Origin of the sequence: Wenxinia marina DSM 24838 (genome assembly GCF_000379485.1) — a bacterium.
Taxonomy (GTDB): Bacteria; Pseudomonadota; Alphaproteobacteria; order Rhodobacterales; family Rhodobacteraceae; genus Wenxinia; species Wenxinia marina.
Map to the genome: position 1 here is coordinate 181,792 of NZ_KB902276.1, position 17,580 is coordinate 199,371.

The 17,580-nt window shown below is 72.1% G+C and carries 17 protein-coding genes; 5 read left to right on the forward strand and 12 right to left on the reverse strand.

Annotated features, from left to right (window positions below; translation table 11 throughout):
- Window positions 1-3: 3 nt before the first annotated feature.
- The 3 genes from A37W_RS0100910 to cysE all read left to right on the forward strand — a co-directional run bounded on the left by A37W_RS0100910 (window position 4) and on the right by cysE (window position 5,088).
- Entirely contained in the window at window positions 4-3,912 is a 3,909-nt protein-coding gene (locus A37W_RS0100910) for a baseplate multidomain protein megatron (RefSeq protein WP_018301140.1), read from the forward strand.
- Window positions 3,912-4,205 (forward strand): DUF7742 family protein, encoded by a 294-nt coding sequence (locus A37W_RS20620; RefSeq protein WP_018301141.1) that lies wholly within the window; start codon window positions 3,912-3,914, stop codon window positions 4,203-4,205. The genes A37W_RS0100910 and A37W_RS20620 overlap by 1 nt, the downstream gene beginning before the upstream one ends.
- Window positions 4,206-4,272: 67 nt before the next feature.
- Window positions 4,273-5,088, forward strand: coding sequence for a serine O-acetyltransferase (gene cysE, locus A37W_RS0100920; protein ID WP_018301142.1), 816 nt, complete (start codon window positions 4,273-4,275; stop codon window positions 5,086-5,088).
- A gap of 221 nt (window positions 5,089-5,309) precedes the next feature.
- Here cysE and A37W_RS0100925 read toward each other — a convergent pair whose 3' ends face one another.
- From A37W_RS0100925 to pdhA, 8 genes are read right to left on the reverse strand one after another with little or no spacing between them, the layout of a single operon-like run.
- Window positions 5,310-6,692 (reverse strand): pyruvate dehydrogenase complex dihydrolipoamide acetyltransferase, encoded by a 1,383-nt coding sequence (locus A37W_RS0100925; protein ID WP_018301143.1) that lies wholly within the window; start codon window positions 6,690-6,692, stop codon window positions 5,310-5,312.
- Window positions 6,693-6,695: 3 nt separating this feature from the next.
- Window positions 6,696-6,950, reverse strand: coding sequence for a hypothetical protein (locus A37W_RS20625; protein ID WP_018301144.1), 255 nt, complete (start codon window positions 6,948-6,950; stop codon window positions 6,696-6,698).
- Window positions 6,950-7,207, reverse strand: a complete 258-nt coding sequence (locus A37W_RS23620) for a hypothetical protein (RefSeq protein ID WP_018301145.1) — start codon at window positions 7,205-7,207, stop codon at window positions 6,950-6,952. The genes A37W_RS20625 and A37W_RS23620 overlap by 1 nt, the downstream gene beginning before the upstream one ends.
- 3 nt (window positions 7,208-7,210) lie before the next feature.
- Entirely contained in the window at window positions 7,211-8,605 is a 1,395-nt protein-coding gene (locus A37W_RS0100940) for a pyruvate dehydrogenase complex E1 component subunit beta (protein ID WP_018301146.1), read from the reverse strand.
- Between the two features lie 6 nt (window positions 8,606-8,611).
- Window positions 8,612-9,175, reverse strand: coding sequence for a hypothetical protein (locus tag A37W_RS0100945; protein WP_018301147.1), 564 nt, complete (start codon window positions 9,173-9,175; stop codon window positions 8,612-8,614).
- Window positions 9,175-9,708: a hypothetical protein gene (locus tag A37W_RS0100950; protein WP_018301148.1), complete on the reverse strand. Its 534-nt coding sequence runs from the start codon at window positions 9,706-9,708 to the stop codon at window positions 9,175-9,177. Before A37W_RS0100950 ends, A37W_RS0100945 begins: the two co-directional genes overlap by 1 nt.
- Before the next feature lie 31 nt (window positions 9,709-9,739).
- The gene (locus A37W_RS0100955; protein ID WP_018301149.1) at window positions 9,740-10,288 is read right to left on the reverse strand and encodes a hypothetical protein; all 549 of its coding nucleotides are present in this window, start codon (window positions 10,286-10,288) and stop codon (window positions 9,740-9,742) included.
- Between the two features lie 40 nt (window positions 10,289-10,328).
- Window positions 10,329-11,363 (reverse strand): pyruvate dehydrogenase (acetyl-transferring) E1 component subunit alpha, encoded by a 1,035-nt coding sequence (pdhA, locus tag A37W_RS0100960; protein WP_018301150.1) that lies wholly within the window; start codon window positions 11,361-11,363, stop codon window positions 10,329-10,331.
- Window positions 11,364-11,548: 185 nt separating this feature from the next.
- On the opposite strand from pdhA, the gene A37W_RS22605 reads away from it, so the two are divergent.
- Window positions 11,549-12,100 (forward strand): alpha/beta fold hydrolase, encoded by a 552-nt coding sequence (locus A37W_RS22605; RefSeq protein ID WP_018301151.1) that lies wholly within the window; start codon window positions 11,549-11,551, stop codon window positions 12,098-12,100.
- On the opposite strand, the gene A37W_RS0100970 is transcribed toward A37W_RS22605, so the two are convergent.
- From A37W_RS0100970 to A37W_RS0100980, 3 genes are all read right to left on the reverse strand, one after another.
- On the reverse strand, window positions 12,090-12,389 hold the full coding sequence (locus tag A37W_RS0100970; RefSeq protein WP_018301152.1) for an FtsB family cell division protein: 300 nt from the start codon (window positions 12,387-12,389) through the stop codon (window positions 12,090-12,092). The two genes, A37W_RS22605 and A37W_RS0100970, sit on opposite strands and share 11 nt — an antisense overlap.
- A 114-nt stretch (window positions 12,390-12,503) precedes the next feature.
- Window positions 12,504-13,157 (reverse strand): hypothetical protein, encoded by a 654-nt coding sequence (locus A37W_RS0100975; RefSeq protein ID WP_018301153.1) that lies wholly within the window; start codon window positions 13,155-13,157, stop codon window positions 12,504-12,506.
- Between the two features lie 60 nt (window positions 13,158-13,217).
- The gene (locus A37W_RS0100980) at window positions 13,218-13,745 is read right to left on the reverse strand and encodes a hypothetical protein (RefSeq protein ID WP_018301154.1); all 528 of its coding nucleotides are present in this window, start codon (window positions 13,743-13,745) and stop codon (window positions 13,218-13,220) included.
- A 113-nt stretch (window positions 13,746-13,858) separates the two neighbouring features.
- Here A37W_RS0100980 and A37W_RS0100985 point away from each other — a divergent pair, with 113 nt between their 5' ends.
- Complete coding sequence (locus A37W_RS0100985; protein WP_018301155.1) at window positions 13,859-15,460, forward strand: acyl-CoA dehydrogenase family protein; 1,602 nt, start codon at window positions 13,859-13,861, stop codon at window positions 15,458-15,460.
- Window positions 15,461-15,924: 464 nt separating this feature from the next.
- Here A37W_RS0100985 and A37W_RS0100990 read toward each other — a convergent pair whose 3' ends face one another.
- Window positions 15,925-17,553 (reverse strand): alpha-D-glucose phosphate-specific phosphoglucomutase, encoded by a 1,629-nt coding sequence (locus tag A37W_RS0100990; protein WP_018301156.1) that lies wholly within the window; start codon window positions 17,551-17,553, stop codon window positions 15,925-15,927.
- Between the last annotated feature and the right edge of the window lie 27 nt (window positions 17,554-17,580).

A 17,580-nucleotide genomic window follows, 5' to 3' on the forward strand; every position in this document is an offset into this window, starting at 1 on the left:
CCCATGGCCACCATCGTCCTCTCCGCCGCCGGCATGGCGCTCGGCGGCTCCCTCGGCGGCTCGGTCCTCGGGCTGTCGACCGCCGTGGTCGGCCGCGCGCTCGGCGCCGCGGCGGGCCGCGCGATCGACGCCCGGCTGCTGGGGCAGGGGGCCGAGCCGGTGGAGACGGGCCGGGTCGACCGCTTCCGCCTGACCGGCGCGTCCGAGGGGACGCCTGTCGGGCGCGTCTGGGGGCGGATGCGGGTGCCGGGGCAGGTGATTTGGGCCGGCCCGTTCCGGGAGAGCGCCGAGACCAGCGGCGGCGGCAAGGGCGCGCCCGCCGGGCCGCGGGTCACCGAATATTCCTATACGGTGAGCCTCGCCATCGCCCTCTGCGAGGGAGAGCTCACCCATGTCGGCCGCATCTGGGCCGACGGAAGCGAGGTCGCGCCGGACCTCCTGAACCTGCGTCTCTATCACGGCACCGAGGACCAGCAGCCCGATCCCGCGATCGAGGCGCACGAGGGCGCCGGCAACGTCCCCGCCTACCGCGGCATCGCCTACGTCGTCCTCGACACGCTGGACCTCGGCCCGTTCGGCAACTGTGTCCCGCAACTGCAGTTCGAGGTGTTCCGCCCCGCGGCCATCGGCGACACGGCCGCCGCCGAGGACATGGCGCACCTGCTGCGCGGCGTCGCGCTGATCCCGGGGACGGGGGAATATTCCCTCGCCACCACCCCCGTCTACCTGGAGCGGGCCTACGGCGAGCAGGTGGCGGCCAATGTCGCCACCGCCTCGGGCCGCAGCGACCTCGTCACCTCCCTCGACGCGCTGCAGGGGGAACTGCCGAACTGCGGATCGGTCAGCCTCGTCGTGTCCTGGTTCGGCGACGACCTGCGGGCCGGGCACTGCACGGTGCGGCCGAAGGTCGAGCAGGACGAGATGGATGCCGAGGGCATGCCCTGGCGCGTCTCCGGCCTCACCCGCGAGACCGCCGGCCTCGTCGCCCGCGTCGCGGATCGGCCCGTCTACGGCGGCACGCCCACCGACCAGGCGGTGGTCGAGGCGATCCGCGAGATGAACGCCCGCGGCCTCAAGGTCATGTTCTACCCGTTCATCCTGATGGAGCAGCTCAGCGAGAACGCCCTGCCGAACCCCTGGACCGGCGAGGACGGCCAGCCCGCGCTGCCCTGGCGCGGCCGGATCACGACCGAGCGGGCGCCCGGCGTCGCCGGGACGACCGACGGCACCGCCGCCGCGACGGCGGAGGTCGCGGCCTTCTTCGGCGCGGCCGCGTCGGGGGACTTCGCGCCCGGCGAGGATCATGTCGGCTACACCGGCCCCGACGAGTGGGGACTGCGGAGGATGATCCTGCACTACGCCCATCTCTGCGCCCTCGCGGGCGGGGTGGACGCCTTCTGCATCGGCTCCGAGATGGTGGCGCTGACGCAGATCAGGGACGATGCCGGCTTTCCGGCCGTCGACGCCTTCCGCGCCCTGCTGGCGGACGTCCGCACGATCCTGCCGGAAGCCAAGCTCGGCTACGCCGCCGACTGGTCGGAATATCACGGCTATCAGCCGCCGGGGACGGGCGACAAGCTGTTCCACCTCGACCCCCTCTGGGCCGAGCCCGCTCTCGATTTCATCGGCATCGACAATTACATGCCGCTCTCCGACTGGCGCGACGGCGAGACCCACGCCGACGCGTCGGCCGGCTCCATCCACGACCTGGGCTACCTCACCGGCAACGTCGCGGGCGGCGAGTTCTACGACTGGTACTACCATTCCGCCGAGGCGCGGGACGCGCAGATCCGGACGCCGATCACCGACGGCGACGGCGAGCCGTGGGTCTGGCGGGTGAAGGACCTCGCCGGCTGGTGGTCGAACCCGCACCACGACCGCGTGGGCGGCGTCCGCCAGCCGCAGGCGACGGCGTGGGCGCCGAAGTCGAAGCCGATCTGGTTCACCGAGCTCGGCTGCGCCGCCATCGACAAGGGCACCAACCAGCCGAACAAGTTCCTCGACCCCAAGTCGTCGGAATCGCAGCTGCCCTACTATTCGAACGGCCTGCGCGACGACCTGATCCAGGTGCAGTACTACCGCGCCGTCCATCGCCACTTTTCGGACCTCGCCGCGAACCCGGCCTCGGACGTTTACGAGGGCCGGATGCTGGACCTCTCGCGCAGCCACGCCTGGGCGTGGGACGCGCGGCCGTGGCCGGCCTTCCCGGCGCGGGACGATCTCTGGGCCGACGGCGACAACTACCACCGCGGGCACTGGATTACGGGCCGGACGGCGAACCGGCCGCTGGACTCCGTCGTGCGGGAAATCTGCGCCGCCGGCGGCGTTGGGCCGGTGGACACGTCGCGCCTGCACGGTCTGGTGCGCGGCTACGGGGTGGACGATGTCGACACGGCGCGGGCGGCGCTGCAGCCGCTGATGCTCGCCCACGGCTTCGACGCGGTGGAGCGGGACGGCGTGCTCGCCTTCCGCAGCCGTACCGGCGGGCCGGCGACGGTGCTGGAGCCGGAGACGCTGGTGCTGGAGGAGGGCGAGACCGCGCCGTTCCTCCGCGAGCGGGCCTCGGCGGCCGAGGTGACGGGGCGCGTCCGGGTCGCCCACATCGGCGCAGGCGGGGACTACGGGACGGCGGCGGTGGAGGCGCGCCTGCCGGACGGCCGCGCGGTCGCCGTGTCGCAGACCGACCTGCCGATGGTCCTGACCCGCCCCGAGGGCCGCCGCATCGCCGAGCGCTGGCTGGCCGAGGCGCGGCTGGCGCGCGACACGCTCTCGCTGGCGCTCCCGCCCTCGGCGCTGGAGATCGGTGCCGGCGACGTCGTCGCGGTCGCCGGCACCCCCGGCCGCTGGCGCGTCGACCGGATCGAGGCGACGGAGGCCCAGGCGATCGAGGCGGTCCGCGTCGACCCCGAGACGTACCGCGCCCACGAGACCGGGGACGAGGACGGGATCCCCACGCTCTTCGTTCCGCCGGTGCCGGTGGAGGCGGTCTTCCTCGACCTGCCGCTGCTGACCGGGGCAGAGGTGCCGCACGCGCCCCATGTCGCCTTCACCGCGCGGCCCTGGCCGGGGGCGGTCGCCCTGCAGGACAGCGAGACGGACGCGGACTACGCGCTCGACCAGACCGTCGCCGTGCCGGCGACCGTGGGCACCACGCTCACCCCGCTCCTCGCCGCGCCGTCCGGCCTCTGGGACCGCGGCCCGGCCCTGCGGGTGCGGCTGGTGCGCGGCACGCTCGCGTCGGTCACGCCCGACCAGGTCCTGGCCGGCCGCAACGCGATGGCGATCGGCGACGGGACGACCGACCTCTGGGAGGTGTTCCAGTTCGCGGAGGCCGAGCTGGTCGCCCCCGGCACCTGGGACCTGCGGCTGCGTTTGCGGGGGCAGGCGGGCACCGACGGGGTGATGCCGGACGCCTGGCCGGCGGGCAGCCGCGTGGTGCTGCTGAACGGCGCGCTGCAGCAGGTGGGCTATCCTCCGGCCGAACGCGACGCCCTGCGGCACTATCGCTGGGGGCCCGCCGCCCGGCCGATCGACGATCCGACCTGGCGGCACCGCGCCGCCGCCTTCCGCGGCATCGGGCTGCGGCCCTATGCCGTCTGCCACCTCACGGCGACCGAGGCGCCGGACGGTGCCCTCGCGGTCCGCTGGATCCGCCGCACCCGGATCGGCGGCGACGCCTGGACCGGCCCGGACGTGCCGCTGGGGGAAGAGGCGGAGAGCTACCTCGTCCGCGTCGTCGTGGACGGCACGCCGGTGCGGGAGGAGGTGACGGCAGCGCCCTCGTGGGACTACCCTGCCGCCGCCCGAGCGGCGGACGGCGCGGCCGCGTCGGGCTGCCGGATCGAGGTGGCACAGGTCTCCGCCCTGTTCGGGCCCGGCCCCGCGCGCCTGATCGACATCGCGCCCGCCTGATGCGCCCGGTCCTGATCGGCGACGTGACCGAGGCGGCGCGCGCCCTCCGCGCCGTGCCGCCCGCCGCGCGGCGGGCGCTGGCCGAGGCGCTGATCGCCGAGGCCTGCGCCGCGGACCGCCACCGCCGCACGCACCGCCGCCTGCCGCGCACGGGTGGCGACGGCTCGCTCATGGCCGCCGCGCGGGCCCGGCCGCAGGCGCCGCCGCTGGCGCGGCTCGATCCCGCCGCCTGCGCCGCGCTGATCGACGTCCTTCACGCTCTCCTCCGCCGGGAGGCGGGGGCGGGCCTTTAATCGTGGCGCGACGCGGCTATCTTCGCTAGGACGGAAGCCGGATCCCGCGGCGAGAAGGAGACGCGCCTTGGCCAAGCTGAACCCGACCATCGCGCCGGTCGACCCGGTCTGGGACCGCATCCGCCGCGAGGCCGAGGAGGCCATCGCCGCCGAGCCGCTGATGGGCGGCCTGATCCATTCGGGCGTCCTGCACCACGACAGCTTCGCCCGCGCGCTGAGCTACCGGATCGCGCTGAAACTGTCCTCCGGCGAGATGAGCGAGCAGATCCTGCGCGAGATCGCCGACCACGCCCACGCCTCGGAGCCCGACCTCGGCGCCGCCGCCCGCGCCGACCTCGTCGCCGTGTTCGAGCGCGATCCGGCCTGCCACCGGTTGATGCAGCCCTTGCTCTACTTCAAGGGCTACCAGGCGCTGCAATCCTACCGCCTCGGCCATTGGCTGTGGCAGGAGGGGCGGCGCGACCTGGCCTACTTCGTCCAGATGCGGGTGAGCGAGGCGTTCGGCGTCGACATCCACCCCGCCGCCCGGATCGGCCGGGGCATCATGATCGACCACGCCCATTCCATCGTCATCGGCGAGACGGCGGTGGTGGGCGACAACGTCTCGATGCTGCATTCGGTGACGCTGGGCGGCACCGGCAAGGAGGAAGAGGACCGCCATCCCAAGATCGGCAACGGCGTGCTGATCGGGGCGGGGGCCAAGGTGCTGGGCAACATCCATATCGGCCATTGCAGCCGCATCGCGGCCGGGTCGGTCGTGCTGTCGGACGTGCCGCCCTGCAAGACGGTCGCGGGCGTTCCGGCGAAGATCGTCGGCGAGGCCGGCTGCGACCAGCCGTCGGTGTCGATGGATCACCTTCTGCAGGCGGTGCCGCAGGCGTAGGGGCGAGGCGGGGCGCGATCGAAATTCGACGAATTTCGTTCTGGGCGCAGACGAAACTCGAAATCTCTTCGCGCTGCCGGCGGGTGCCGACGCGCCAGCAGATCGAAGGAGCGCGTTCCGCGCAGTCCCTTGCGTTCGGGGGGCTGTCTGCCCCCCGTCCGCGCCGGGGCGGCGCGGACTCCCCCCGAGGGATATTTATGGCTCGATGAGAGGGAGAGGGGTCAGGCCAGCATCGCCACCGGATTCTCCAGGTTCTCGACGATCTTTTCCAGCAGCTGCGCGCCGAGCGCCCCGTCGATGACCCGGTGATCGACGCTGAGCGTCACGCTCATCACCGTCGCCACCGCCAGCTCTCCGTCCGCGCCGACCACGGGCTTCTTCACTCCCGCGCCGACCGCGAGGATGCCGCCGTGGGGCGGATTGATGACCGCGTCGAAATTGTCGATGCCGAACATGCCGAGATTGGAGACCGCGAAGGTGCCGCCCTGGTATTCGTGCGGGGCGAGCTTGCGGTCGCGGGCGCGCTTCGCAAGATCCTTCATCTCGGTCGAGAGGGTCGACAGCGTCTTCCGGTCGGCGTCCTTCAGGACCGGCGTGAAGAGGCCGCCCTCGATGGCGACGGCGACGGCGACGTCCGACGGCTTCAGCTTCAGCACGCGGTCGCCGGCCCAGACGGCGTTGGCGTCGGGCACCTGCTGCAGCGCCACGGCGCAGGCCTTGATGATGAAGTCGTTCACCGACAGCTTCACGCCGCGGGCTTCCAGCTGCCTGTTCAGCTCGCCCCGGAACTTCAGGAGCGCGTCGAGGCGGATGTCGCGGCGCAGGTAGAAGTGCGGGATCGTCTGCTTGGCCTCGGTCAGGCGGGCGGCGATCGTCCGGCGCATCCCGTCGAGCTTGACCTCTTCATACTCGCGGCCCTCGTACATCTTCTTCACCGCGTCGGCGCCCAGGCCGGCGGGCATCGCGGGCTTCGCGCCCTCGGTGGCGGCGGGGGCCGCCTTCGGCGCCTCGGCTTCCTTCGCGGGCGCGGCGCCGGGCTGGGCGGCCTCGACGTCGGCCTTCACGATGCGGCCCTTCGGGCCGGAGCCGGTCACCTGGCTCAGGTCCAGACCCTTGTCCTTCGCGATGCGCCGGGCGAGCGGCGAGGCGAAGATGCGCTCGCCCGAGCCGCTGCCGCTCCCGGCCGTCTCCTCCGCTCCGCCGCCCGTCGACGGTTGCGCCGTCTGCGGCGCACCCGCGGGCTCGGCCTTGCCGGGGGAGGGGGCCTGGCCGGCGCCGTAGCCCTTGGTCGCGTCGGACTCGGCCTCGGCGGTTTCCGTGTCCTGCCCGCCGGAGGCGTCGCCGATCTCGTCCGCGGACTCGCCCTCCGCCAGCAGGACCGCGATCGGCGTGTTCACCTTCACGCCCTCCGTCCCCTCGGCGACCAGCAGCCTGCCGACGGTGCCCTCGTCCACCGCCTCGAACTCCATCGTCGCCTTGTCGGTCTCGATCTCGGCCAGGAGGTCACCGGACGAGACGGTGTCGCCCTCCTTGACTAGCCACTTGGCGAGGGTGCCTTCCTCCATCGTGGGCGAGAGGGCGGGCATCAGGATCTCTGTCGGCATCGTCTAGTCCTCCACGAGTTCCATCCGGTTGAACGGCCGGGGGATGCGCCCCTCGCCGGACCGGAGGGCCTTGAGCGTCAGGTCGATCTCGCCCGCGTGCCGGGCGATCCAGTCGTAGGCGGTGGCATGGCCGTGGCCGCCGATCAGCAGGCCGCGGCCGATCACGTGCTCGGGCAGCAGGCCGACGATCCGGCCGTCCGGCGTGTCGGTCGCCACGCGGAAGGCCTCGCGCGCGGGGTCGCGGCCCAGCACCTCCATTACGGCACCTCCTCGACGAGGAGGCCGCCCCAAGGCGCGTCCACGACGCCGCCGGTCTCGCGCGCCGTCACCACGCCAAGGATGCCGGCCAGGTGCGCCTCGATCCAGGCGCGCCGCTCGCCTTCCGTCGCCGAGGCGCCGAGTTCCTCGTCCAGCATCGGGCCGGGCACGGTCACGCGGTAGCCGGCGCCCTCGAGGCCCGAGAGCCTCAGCACGTAATCCTCGCCGCGTTTCTCGATCGGGGGCGCCTCTGCCATGGTCTACCTGTAGGTCACCTGCTTGACCGCCTCGACCACCTCGTCGGCGGTCACCAGCGCCAGCTTCTCGAGGTTGGCGGCGTAGGGCATCGGCACGTCCTTGCCCGTCAGCGCGATCACCGGCGCGTCGAGCCAGTCGAACGCCTTCTGCATGATCTGGCTGCCGATCCAGCTGCCCACCGATCCCTGCGGCCAGCCTTCCTCGACGGTGACGCAGCGATTGGTCTTCTTCACGCTCTCCAGCACCGTGTCCATGTCCATCGGCCGGAGCGTGCGCAGGTCGATCACCTCGGCGTCGATTCCGTCCTCGGCCAGCTTCTCGGCGGCCTGCAGGGCGTAGGTCATGCCGATCCCGAAGCTGACGATGGTGACGTCGCTCCCCTCGCGGGCGATCTTCGCCTTGCCGAACGGCACGGTGAAGTCGTCGAGATCCGGCACCTCGAACGAGCGGCCGTAGAGGATCTCGTTCTCGAGGAAGATGACCGGGTTCGGATCGCGGATCGCGCTCTTCAGCAGGCCCTTGGCGTCGGCGGCGGTGTAGGGCATCGCGACCTTGAGACCCGGCACCTGCATGTACCAGGCGGCGTAGTCCTGGCTGTGCTGGGCGCCGACCCGCGCCGCCGCGCCGTTGGGGCCACGGAACACGATGGGGCAGCCCATCTGCCCGCCGGACATGTACAGCGTCTTGGCGGCGGAGTTGATGAGCTGATCCATCGCCTGCATGGCGAAGTTGAAGGTCATGAACTCCACGATCGGACGCAGGCCGCCGAAGGCCGCGCCGACGCCGATGCCGGCGAAGCCATGCTCGGTGATCGGCGTGTCGATCACCCGCTTGGCGCCGAACTCGTCCAGCAGCCCCTGGGTGATCTTGTAGGCGCCCTGGTACTCGGCCACCTCCTCGCCCATCACGAAGACGCTGTCGCTTCGGCGCATCTCCTCGGCCATCGCGTCGCGCAGCGCCTCGCGGACGGTCTGCGTCTTCATCTTGGTGCCCTCGGGCCAGTCCGGCGTGCGCGGCGGCTTGGGCGCCGCGGCGGCGGGAGAGGCGGCGACGGGCTCGCTGGTGGGCGGGGGCGCGTCGGTCTTGTCCTTCTCCTTCGCCTCGGCCTTGGGCGCGCTGCCCGAGCCGGCATCCTCGGCGGCGGAGGCGTCCTCGCCCTCCTCCAGCATGACCGCGATGGGGGTGTTCACCTTCACCCCTTCGGTGCCCTCGGCGATCAGGATCTTGCCGAGGACGCCCTCGTCGACGGCCTCGAACTCCATCGTGGCCTTGTCGGTCTCGATCTCGGCCAGGATGTCGCCGGAGGAGACGGGATCGCCCTCCTTCTTCAGCCACTTGGCGAGCGTCCCTTCCTCCATCGTGGGGGACAGGGCCGGCATCAGGATTTCGGTCGCCATACGGGGTCAGTCTCCCTCGCTGTCACGCGCGGCGCAGAAGGCCGCAAGATCGGTCACGGCCTCGGCCACGGTGTCGATGTCGGTCTCGGCGGTGTCGCCCGTCACGGTCAGGTACACGTCCCGCGCCTCGGTCGAGGCGTCGCAGTACCAGCCGTCGCAGGTCGCGCCGTACTTGTCGATGTAGGTCCGGTGCAGCTTGCCGGTGATGTCGTAGAGCGTCAGGTCGTAGCGCACCGGCGGCGCGCCCTCGCGCAGCGGCACGACGAGCTGCAAGGACCCGGCCGAGATCGGCTCGGCCACGGCGCCCGCCGCGTCGACGTCGGCGTAGTCCACGGCAACCCGCGTCTCCACCTCGACGCCGTCGCCCAGACGCTGGGTGCTGCGATGGCTGTAGAGGCAGGGCGCGTCGCGGCCCATGATCGAACTGTGGGTGGACCCGGTCCGGTTGAGGATGCGGTTCATCCGGTCGAAGGCGAGGAACTCGTCGGGGTCGATCGACTGCGCGGACGCGAGCGCCGGCGCGGTCAGCGCCAGCGCCCCGAGGGCCGGAAAGAGGGCCCCCGCCTGCATCAGCCGCAGGCCGCCGCGAAGTCGCTGAGCGCGGTCGAGAAGGCGCGCGCCCGGTCCATCCCCGCCTCTTCGCCGGCGACGTAGAACACGACCGGCATCCGCGGCGCGGCCTGCGTGGCCGAGCAGGGACCGGCGGCCGAGCAGTCGGCGCCGAGGCCGGCGGCGAACGTCTCGCGCAGCGTCGGGTCGTCGTTGTCGAGGATCATCGTCAGCTCGATCGGGGCCTGATCCTCCCGCGGGATCCAGATGTTGAACCGGTCCTCCTTGGGGTCCGGCGTGAAGGCGGCGGGGAACAGCTCGCGTGCGTCCACCGTGGCGGTCGCCGTCATCGGCGCGCCCAGCTGCGACGAGACCGCCGTCGTGGAGGAGGTCAGCATGCAGCCGTCGGCGGTGATCGCGACATGGGGCACGTCGCCCTCGGCGCCGGTGTTCGCCAGCTCCTGCAGGGTGGCGAGCGCGGCGTCCGCGTCCTGGGCGAGCGCCGGCAGCGCGAGGGTGCCGGCGAGTGAGAGTGAGAGAAGAAAGGTCTTCATGTGGTCAATGTCCTTATCAAAAACGGGCCGTCTATCCGCCGCAGACCGCGACGAATTCCTTAAGGGCGGAAATGATCGCCCCTTCCTGTGCGTCGCGGTCGTCGTCGAGCGCGAGAAGTATGACCTCGCCCTCCTCGATCACGTAGGTGCAGCCGCTGTCGTCGCAGCTGCCGCCGGGAATGTTCTCCTCGAAGAAGGTCCGCTGCTCATCCGTGTCGGCCGGCGCGGTGACGATGCGGTCCACGCCGGGCGTATCTGGCTGGATGCCGCCGAAGACGATGGTGCGGACCTCGATGGCGGGGTCCATGAGGATGTCGTCGTCGCTGTCCGGGTGCTCGAGGTCGAGGGCGGCCGGGTCGAACGTGAAGGTCGCGGTCAGGACCGTCGGGCCGACCGCCTGGCTGGCGGAATAGGTCAGCGCGCACCCGTCGCCGCGGCTGATCCCGGCCGTCGTGACGTTGGTCCCCGCCACGCCACGGGTCGCCGCCGCGTCCAGCGCGGCGAAGGCCGCGTCGGCGTCCTGCGCTGCGGCGGGGGCGGCGAGGGAGAGGCAGAGGGCGGCGAGGGCGGGACGGCGCATGGGAGGTCTCCGGAAGGCTCTGATCGCGGGGCGGGGGCCGTCAGGCTTCCGCCGGCTCGCCCTGGGGGATGTCGGTGGCGTAGATGTCGGTCCACAGCTCGGACACGTCGGGCTCGGGGCTGTCCTTGCTGAACTCCGCCGCCTCGTTGACGATGTCCTTGATCTCCTTGTCGATCGCCTTCAGCTCGTCCTCGGAGGCGTGGCTGCCGGTCAGCAGCAGCTGGCGGACGTTCTCGATCGGGTCGCGCTCGTCCCGCATCTTCTGGACTTCCTCGCGGGTGCGGTACTTCGCCGGGTCCGACATGGAGTGGCCGCGGTAGCGGTAGGTCTTCACCTCGAGGATGTAGGGACCCTTGCCGGCGCGGCAGTGCTCCACCGCCTTCTGGCCCGCGGCCTTGACGGCGAGGACGTCCATCCCGTCCACCTCCTCGCCCTCGATCCCGTAGGCGGCGCCGCGCTGCCAGTAGGTCGGCGACTTGGTGCTGCGCTTGGTCGAGGTGCCCATCGCGTACTGGTTGTTCTCGATCACGAAGACGACCGGCAAGTCCCACAGCTCGGCCATGTTGTAGGTCTCGTAGACCTGGCCCTGGTTCGCCGCGCCGTCGCCGAAATAGGTGAAGGTCACGCGGTCGTTGCCGAGGTACTTGTCGGCGAAGGCGAGGCCGGCGCCGATCGGCACCTGCGCCGCGACGATGCCGTGGCCGCCGTAGAAGTGCTTCTCGCGGCTGAACATGTGCATCGAGCCGCCCTTGCCGCCGGAATAGCCGCCCTCGCGGCCCGTCAGCTCGGCCATCACGCCCTTGGGGTCCATCCCGCAGGCCAGCATGTGGCCGTGGTCGCGGTAGGAGGTCACCCGCTTGTCGCCCTCGTCCGCCGCGGCCTCCAGCCCGACGACGACGGCCTCCTGGCCGATGTAGAGGTGGCAGAAGCCGCCGATCAGGCCCATGCCGTACAGCTGTCCCGCCTTCTCCTCGAAGCGGCGGATCAGCAGCATCTCGCGGTAATAGTGCTTCAGCTCGTCGGCCGAGACGTTGGCCTTGGCATCCGGTTTCGCACCCGACTTCGCGGTGGCCATGGGCGGGCCCTCCCTCGCTGCGGCAGATAGTTTAGCCTTAAACGATCTTGTAGCGCAGTCGCCCGCCCCGCGCCACCGGGAAACGCGACCGCCCACAGACAGGCTAGCGGTCGGAGGCGCCCTTGCAAGGGGTGGCCTTGCGGCTAGCTTTCGCGGGGTCGGGCCCAGGGGCGGCGGAGGCGACGATGATCCTGTTCCTGCACGGTGCGGGCGTGACGGCGGCCGATCTCCGCCCTGGCACCTATCCGCTGCTGCGCCGGCTGAACGACGTCGCCGGTCCGGGAGCCGAGATCGTCGTCCCGGTCCTCGCAGGTGCGTCGGCTGCCGAATGGATGGACGCGATCGGTGACGCCGCCGCTGCGCTGGGGCCGCAGGACGCCGTCGTCGGGCATTCCCATGGCGGCGCGATGGGCCTGAAGTGGCTCGCCGAGCGCGCGCCCGGCCGTCCACTCCGCGCGTTTGTCGGCTGCGCGATGCCGATGTGGGGCGCGCCGGACTGGGACGGGGACGATTACAGGCTGCCGGACGACCTCGCCTCGGCCATGGCGGGCGTGGAGCGGATCGTTCTTGCGCAGGCAGACGACGACGACACGGTCGAGCGGGGCCATCTCGACCTCTACGCGTTCCGCCTTCCCCGCGCGGAGGTCCACCGTCTCGCCGGTGGGGGGCACGACCTCGACACCGATGCGGTCGAGGAGGCCCTCGCCGTCGCGGCGCACTCGGCCGTCAGCGGATGACGACCTCGTCGGCGCGCACCAGGCCCAGCACGTCGCGGGCCTGCTCGTCCAGAAGATCGAGGTCGAGGTAGGTGTCCGACAGCCGCTGGGTGAGGTTCTCCATTGCGGCGACCTCGGCCTCCAGTTCGCTCAGCTGGGTCTGCAGCACCCGCGCCTCGGCGGCGACCTCGGCCCGGCGGAAGACGCCGTAGTCGCCCTGCACGGCGGCGAAGACGAAATAGAGGCCGAGCAGGAGCATCGTCAGCATGTAGGCGACGAAACCCAATGCGGGGCGGGACTTGCGGATCATTCTCTGCCTCGTTCCCCGGCTTCGTTTCTCGTCCGGGTGACGGCAAGACTCGCACAATCGACTGCGCTTGGGAATCCCCTATGCGCCCACGTCCGACGCAAATCGTTCACGTTTTCACAGGCTGTCGAACTGGATTTCGGTGTCGAAGGTGCCTTCGACACGGCGGCAGTCCGTCTCGTCGAAGGCGATCGCCTCGCCGTCGGTCGGGCAGACCGTCGCCGCATAGCGCCCCGTCGCGTGCCCGTAGACCTCGTCGCCGTCCCGCTCCAGCGTCTCCAGCACCAGCGTCGCGGCCCCGGGGAGGGACTGCCAGCGGGGCCCGACGATGCTGTCCTCCTTCGTGAGCGCGACCACCGCCGCCGTCGTTTCGCCCGGCGCGAGCGACGGAAGGGTGCCGCGGACGAACAGCCAGCCACGGTCCGCCTCCGGGTCGCCGTCCGGCAGGCCCCTCAGGGACAGCTGGATGGCGCCATCCACCCGCTGCAGCCACGCCGTGGCGTCGAACGCGCCGACCGAGAAGTCGAACGTCGTCCACTCGAAGGGCCGGCCGTCCAGGCGCGCCCGCATCGTCCCCATCACCGGCCATCCGCCCTCCGGCGGACCGGGCACGAAGGTCCGGATCACCTCCATCCCTTGCGGCCCGCCCGAGGTCGTCGTGACGAGCGTGCCGCCCTCGACCTCTTCCTCCGCGACCACCGTGCCCGGCGGCGGGACGGTTTCGGCGCAGGCGGCGAGGGCCAGGAGGGCGAGGACGAGGAAAGGGCGCATGGAGACCTCCAGATGACGCTGCGGCATCCTGCCGCGCGGCGGTGCCCGGGCCAACCCCGGTCACATGCTGTCGAACCGGATTTCGGTCTCGAAATGCCCCTCGACCTCGCGGCAGTCGTTCGGGTCGCGAGTCGCCGCCTCGGGATCGCCGTCGGCGAGGCAGAAGCGGCCGGCGAAGTCGCCGCGGGCGCGGCCGTAGCCGTCGTCTCCCGCGCGCTCCAGCGACGTGACATGAAGTGTTCCGGCGCCCGGCAGCGTCTCCCACCGCAGCCCCACGAGGTCGGCGCCCACGAGGGCCAGCCTCACCTCCTCGGCCGCGCCGGGGGCGGCGTCCGGCAGCACGCCGACGAGGAGGATCCGCCCCTCGCCCGCGTCCGGTTCGCCCGGCCGGTAGCCCAGGATCGACAGGCGGACGCTCCCGGTGTCGTCGGTCATCCGGGGCGACGCGCCGGACGCGCCGACCGAGAGGTCGTAGGTCGTCCAGAGCTGCGCCAGCCCGTCCACCTCGGCGGTGACTGTGCCCCTCTCGGACCACTCCTCGGACAGGGCGGGAGCGGCTGCGAGGCAGAGGGCGAGGGCGAGACGCATGGGGCACCTGTGGCGAAGCACGCCCCCTTGAACCCGCTGCCGCCACGTCGCGCAAGGGCGCAGTCTGGCCGCGGTGCGCCTGCCTGCGCATACTCGGCCCCGGAGGTGACCCCATGGCCCAACCCGTCTCCGACCTCGGCACGCACGAGGTGACGAACCAGCCGGGTCCGCGCCCGGCCGTCGACCCGTGGGCGGCGGACCCGGTCCTGCGCGCCCACGCCGCCGCCGCAGGCGGTGAGGACGCTCCGCTCGCCGCGCTCGGCCGGCGGATCGTGGAGACGGACGCGATGGCCCTCGGCGAGGCGGCGCGCCGCGTCCCGCCCGAACTGGTCCAGTTCGACCGCGCCGGCCGCCGCCTCGACGAGGTCCGCTTTCACCCGGCGTACCACGACCTCATGGCGCTGGGGCTGGAGGCCGGCTACGCCGCCGGCCCGTGGCGCGGCGGGCGGCACGCGACGCACGCGGCGATGGTGTACCTGATGACCGGCGTGGAGCCGGGCGTCTGCTGCCCGATGACCATGACCTACGCCGCCGTCCCGGCGCTGCGCACCGACGCGGACGTCGCCGCGGTGTGGGAGCCGCCGATGACAGCCGCTGCCTACGACCCGCGCGCCGTGCCGGTCGGCGACAAGCGCGGCGCGACCCTCGGCATGGCGATGACCGAGAAGCAGGGCGGTTCCGACGTCCGCGCCAACGCCACGACGGCCGAGCCGGACGGGCGAGGCTACCGCCTCACCGGGCACAAGTGGTTCTGCTCCGCGCCGATGTCCGACGGGTTCCTGACGCTGGCGCAGGCGCCCGGAGGCCTGACCTGCTTCCTCGTGCCGCGCTGGCTGCCGGACGGGGCGCGCAACGGCATCCGCCTGATGCGGCTGAAGGACAAGCTCGGCAACCGCGCCAACGCCTCGGCCGAGATCGAGTATATCCGCGCCTTCGCCCACCGCCTCGGCGAGGAGGGGCAGGGCGTGCGCACCATCATCCGCATGGTGCACCACACCCGCCTCGACACCGCGATCGCGCCCGCGGGACTGATGCGCTGGGCGCTGGCCGAGGCGCTGCACTGGTGCGAGGGGCGGACCGCCTTCCAGAAGCGGCTGATCGACCAGCCGCTCATGCGGACCGTCCTTGCCGATCTCGCGCTCGACTGGGAGGGGGCGCTGGCGCTGGGGATGCGCGTCGCGGCCGCGTTCGACGACGAAGGGCAGGGGCCGTTCGCCCGCGTCGCGGTGGCGCTGGCCAAGTTCCTCGCCAACAAGAGGGCGGTGCCGGTGATTGGCGAGGCGATGGAGGTGCTGGGCGGCATGGGCTACGTCGAGGACACGCCGCTGCCGATGCTCTACCGCGAGGCGCCGCTCAACGGCATCTGGGAAGGGTCGGGCAACGTGATCTGCCTCGACATCCTGCGCACCCTGGGGCGCGAGCCGGCCGCCCGCGACGCGCTCGAGGCCGAGCTGGCCGAGGCGCGGCCAGCCAGCCTCGCCTACGGCACCGCGCTGTCGGAGTTCCAGGCCCGGTGGCCCGGCCTGCCCGACGAGGCGGAGGCCCGCGCCTGGGCCGAGCGGCTGGCGACCCTCCTGACTGCGGCGGTGCTGCTAAGGACGTCGCCCGTGGGAGAGGCCTACGCAGCCTCGCGCCTGGGCGAGCGGGGCCTGGTGCCGGGCGCGGTGCATCTGGACGCCGGGCCGATCCTGGCGCGATTGACGGGCGCCGCCTAAGCGGCCGTCGCTTCCCGCCAGCATACCGCCCCGGGCTCGACCCGGCGAGCGGGGCCTGGTGCCGGGCGCGGTGCGTCTGGACGCCGGGCCGATCCTGGCGCGATTGACGGGCGCCGCCTAAGCGGCCGTCGCTTCCCGCCAGCATACCGCCCCGGGCTCGACCCGGCGAGCGGGGCCTGGTGCCGGGCGCGGTGCGTCTGGACGCCGGGCCGATCCTGGCGCGATTGACGGGCGCCGCCTAAGCGGCCGTTGCTTCCCGCCAGCATACCGCCCCGGGATTGACCCGGCGAGCGGGGCCTGGTGCCGGGCGCGGTGCATCTGGACGCCGGGCCGATCCTGGCGAGGTTGACGGGCGTCGCGTAAGCGGCCGTCGCTTCCCGCCAGCATACCGCCCCGGGCTTGACCCGGGGCCTCACGCCAAGCTGGACGAGATATCCCGGGAGCCTCGCGACAGAGACCTGTCCTCAGGTGATGACGTCCGGTGCGTCGCGCCCCGTATGCTCGCGAATCCGGGCGATCTCGTCGGCGGCCGCGATGACGTCCGACAGCGCCTCCTGCGGGTCGCGGTCCATCTTGTCGGGGTCGGTCTCCACGCTCTCGAGGTAGACCCGCAGGGTCGCGCCTTCGGTGCCGGTGCCGGACAGGCGGAAGACGGCGCGGCCGCCGCCCTCGAACCAGACGCGCAGGCCCTGGCCCTGGGCGCGGGAGCCGTCGACCGGGTCGTCGTAGGCGAACTCGTCCGCCTTCTCGACCGTCAGCCCGGCGGCCGTGGTGCCGGGGAGGGAGGACAGCTTGCCGCGCAGGCCGTCCATCAGCGCGTTCGCGGCGCTGGTCTCCACCGCCTCGTAATCGTGGCGGGAGTAGTAGTTGCGGCCGTAGGTGCGCCAGTGCTCTGCCATCAGGTCCTTCACCGACTTGCCCGTGGCGGCGAGGATGTTGAGCCACAGGAGCACGGCCCACAGGCCATCTTTCTCGCGCACGTGGTCGCTGCCGGTGCCGGCCGACTCCTCGCCGCACAGGGTGGCCCGGCCGGCGTCGAGGAGGTTGCCGAAGAACTTCCACCCCGTGGGCGTCTCGAAGCAGGCGATGCCCTTCGCCTCGGCCACGCGGTCCACCGCCGCGCTCGTCGGCATGGAGCGGGCGACGCCCTTGAGCCCGCCCGCGTAACCGGGCGCCAGGTGCGCCTGTGCCGCCAGCAGCGCCAGGCTGTCCGACGGCGAGACATAGAGGCCGCGGCCGAGGATCATGTTGCGGTCGCCGTCGCCGTCGCTCGCCGCGCCGAAGTCGGGCGCCGCGTCCGACAGCATGTGATCGACCAGATCCTTCGCCCAGATCGGGTTCGGATCGGGGTGACCGCCGCCGAAATCGGGCTTCGGCTCGGCATTGACGACCGACCCTTCGGCGGCGCCGAGGCGCCCTTCGAGGATCGCCTTCGCATACGGCCCGGTCACGGCGTGCATCGCGTCGAAGCGGACGCTGTGATCCTTCAGCCAGCCGGAGATGGCGTCCATGTCGAACAGCCGCTCCATCAGCGCGGCGTAGGCCTCGACCGGGTCCACCACCTCGATCGTCAGGCCGCCGAGCGTGGTCTCGCCGACGGTGGCGAGATCGACGTCCTCGCTCTCGACCATGAAGTAGCGGGTCAGGCCGTTGGTCGCGGCGTAGATCTTGTCGGTGATGGTCTCGGGCGCCGGGCCGCCGTTCGGCGTGTTGTACTTCAGGCCGAAATCCTCGTCCGGGCCGCCGGGATTGTGGCTGGCGGACAGGATGAGGCCGCCGTCGGTCCCGCGCTGGCGGATCAGGTTGGACGCAGCGGGCGTGGACAGAAGGCCGTTCTGCCCCACGATCGCCCGCGCCGCGCCGTTCGCCGCCATCATCCGCAGGATCACCTGGATCGCGCGATCGTTGAAGTAGCGGCCGTCGCCGCCGACGACGAGGGTCTTGCCCTCGATCCCGCCGATGCCGTCGAAGATCGACTGCACGTAATTCTCGAGGAAGTGCTTGCCCATGAAGACCCGCGTCTTCTTGCGCAGGCCGCTGGTGCCCGGCTTCTGCCCCTGGATCGGGGCGGTGGCGACGGTATGCACGTCCATGTCTGTCCCTCCTTCGGCCGCCCTTGA

Coding starts and splice junctions, on each gene's coding strand:
- A37W_RS0100910 (WP_018301140.1), top strand. CDS start 4: ATGGCCACCATCGTCCTCTCCGCCGCCGGCATGGCGCTCGGCGGCTCC.
- A37W_RS20620 (WP_018301141.1), top strand. CDS start 3,912: ATGCGCCCGGTCCTGATCGGCGACGTGACCGAGGCGGCGCGCGCCCTC.
- A37W_RS0100925 (WP_018301143.1), bottom strand. CDS start 6,692: ATGCCGACAGAGATCCTGATGCCCGCCCTCTCGCCCACGATGGAGGAA.
- A37W_RS20625 (WP_018301144.1), bottom strand. CDS start 6,950: ATGGAGGTGCTGGGCCGCGACCCCGCGCGCGAGGCCTTCCGCGTGGCG.
- A37W_RS23620 (WP_018301145.1), bottom strand. CDS start 7,207: ATGGCAGAGGCGCCCCCGATCGAGAAACGCGGCGAGGATTACGTGCTG.
- A37W_RS0100940 (WP_018301146.1), bottom strand. CDS start 8,605: ATGGCGACCGAAATCCTGATGCCGGCCCTGTCCCCCACGATGGAGGAA.
- A37W_RS0100945 (WP_018301147.1), bottom strand. CDS start 9,175: ATGCAGGCGGGGGCCCTCTTTCCGGCCCTCGGGGCGCTGGCGCTGACC.
- A37W_RS0100950 (WP_018301148.1), bottom strand. CDS start 9,708: ATGAAGACCTTTCTTCTCTCACTCTCACTCGCCGGCACCCTCGCGCTG.
- A37W_RS0100955 (WP_018301149.1), bottom strand. CDS start 10,288: ATGCGCCGTCCCGCCCTCGCCGCCCTCTGCCTCTCCCTCGCCGCCCCC.
- pdhA (WP_018301150.1), bottom strand. CDS start 11,363: ATGGCCACCGCGAAGTCGGGTGCGAAACCGGATGCCAAGGCCAACGTC.
- A37W_RS22605 (WP_018301151.1), top strand. CDS start 11,549: ATGATCCTGTTCCTGCACGGTGCGGGCGTGACGGCGGCCGATCTCCGC.
- A37W_RS0100970 (WP_018301152.1), bottom strand. CDS start 12,389: ATGATCCGCAAGTCCCGCCCCGCATTGGGTTTCGTCGCCTACATGCTG.
- A37W_RS0100975 (WP_018301153.1), bottom strand. CDS start 13,157: ATGCGCCCTTTCCTCGTCCTCGCCCTCCTGGCCCTCGCCGCCTGCGCC.
- A37W_RS0100980 (WP_018301154.1), bottom strand. CDS start 13,745: ATGCGTCTCGCCCTCGCCCTCTGCCTCGCAGCCGCTCCCGCCCTGTCC.
- A37W_RS0100985 (WP_018301155.1), top strand. CDS start 13,859: ATGGCCCAACCCGTCTCCGACCTCGGCACGCACGAGGTGACGAACCAG.
- A37W_RS0100990 (WP_018301156.1), bottom strand. CDS start 17,553: ATGGACGTGCATACCGTCGCCACCGCCCCGATCCAGGGGCAGAAGCCG.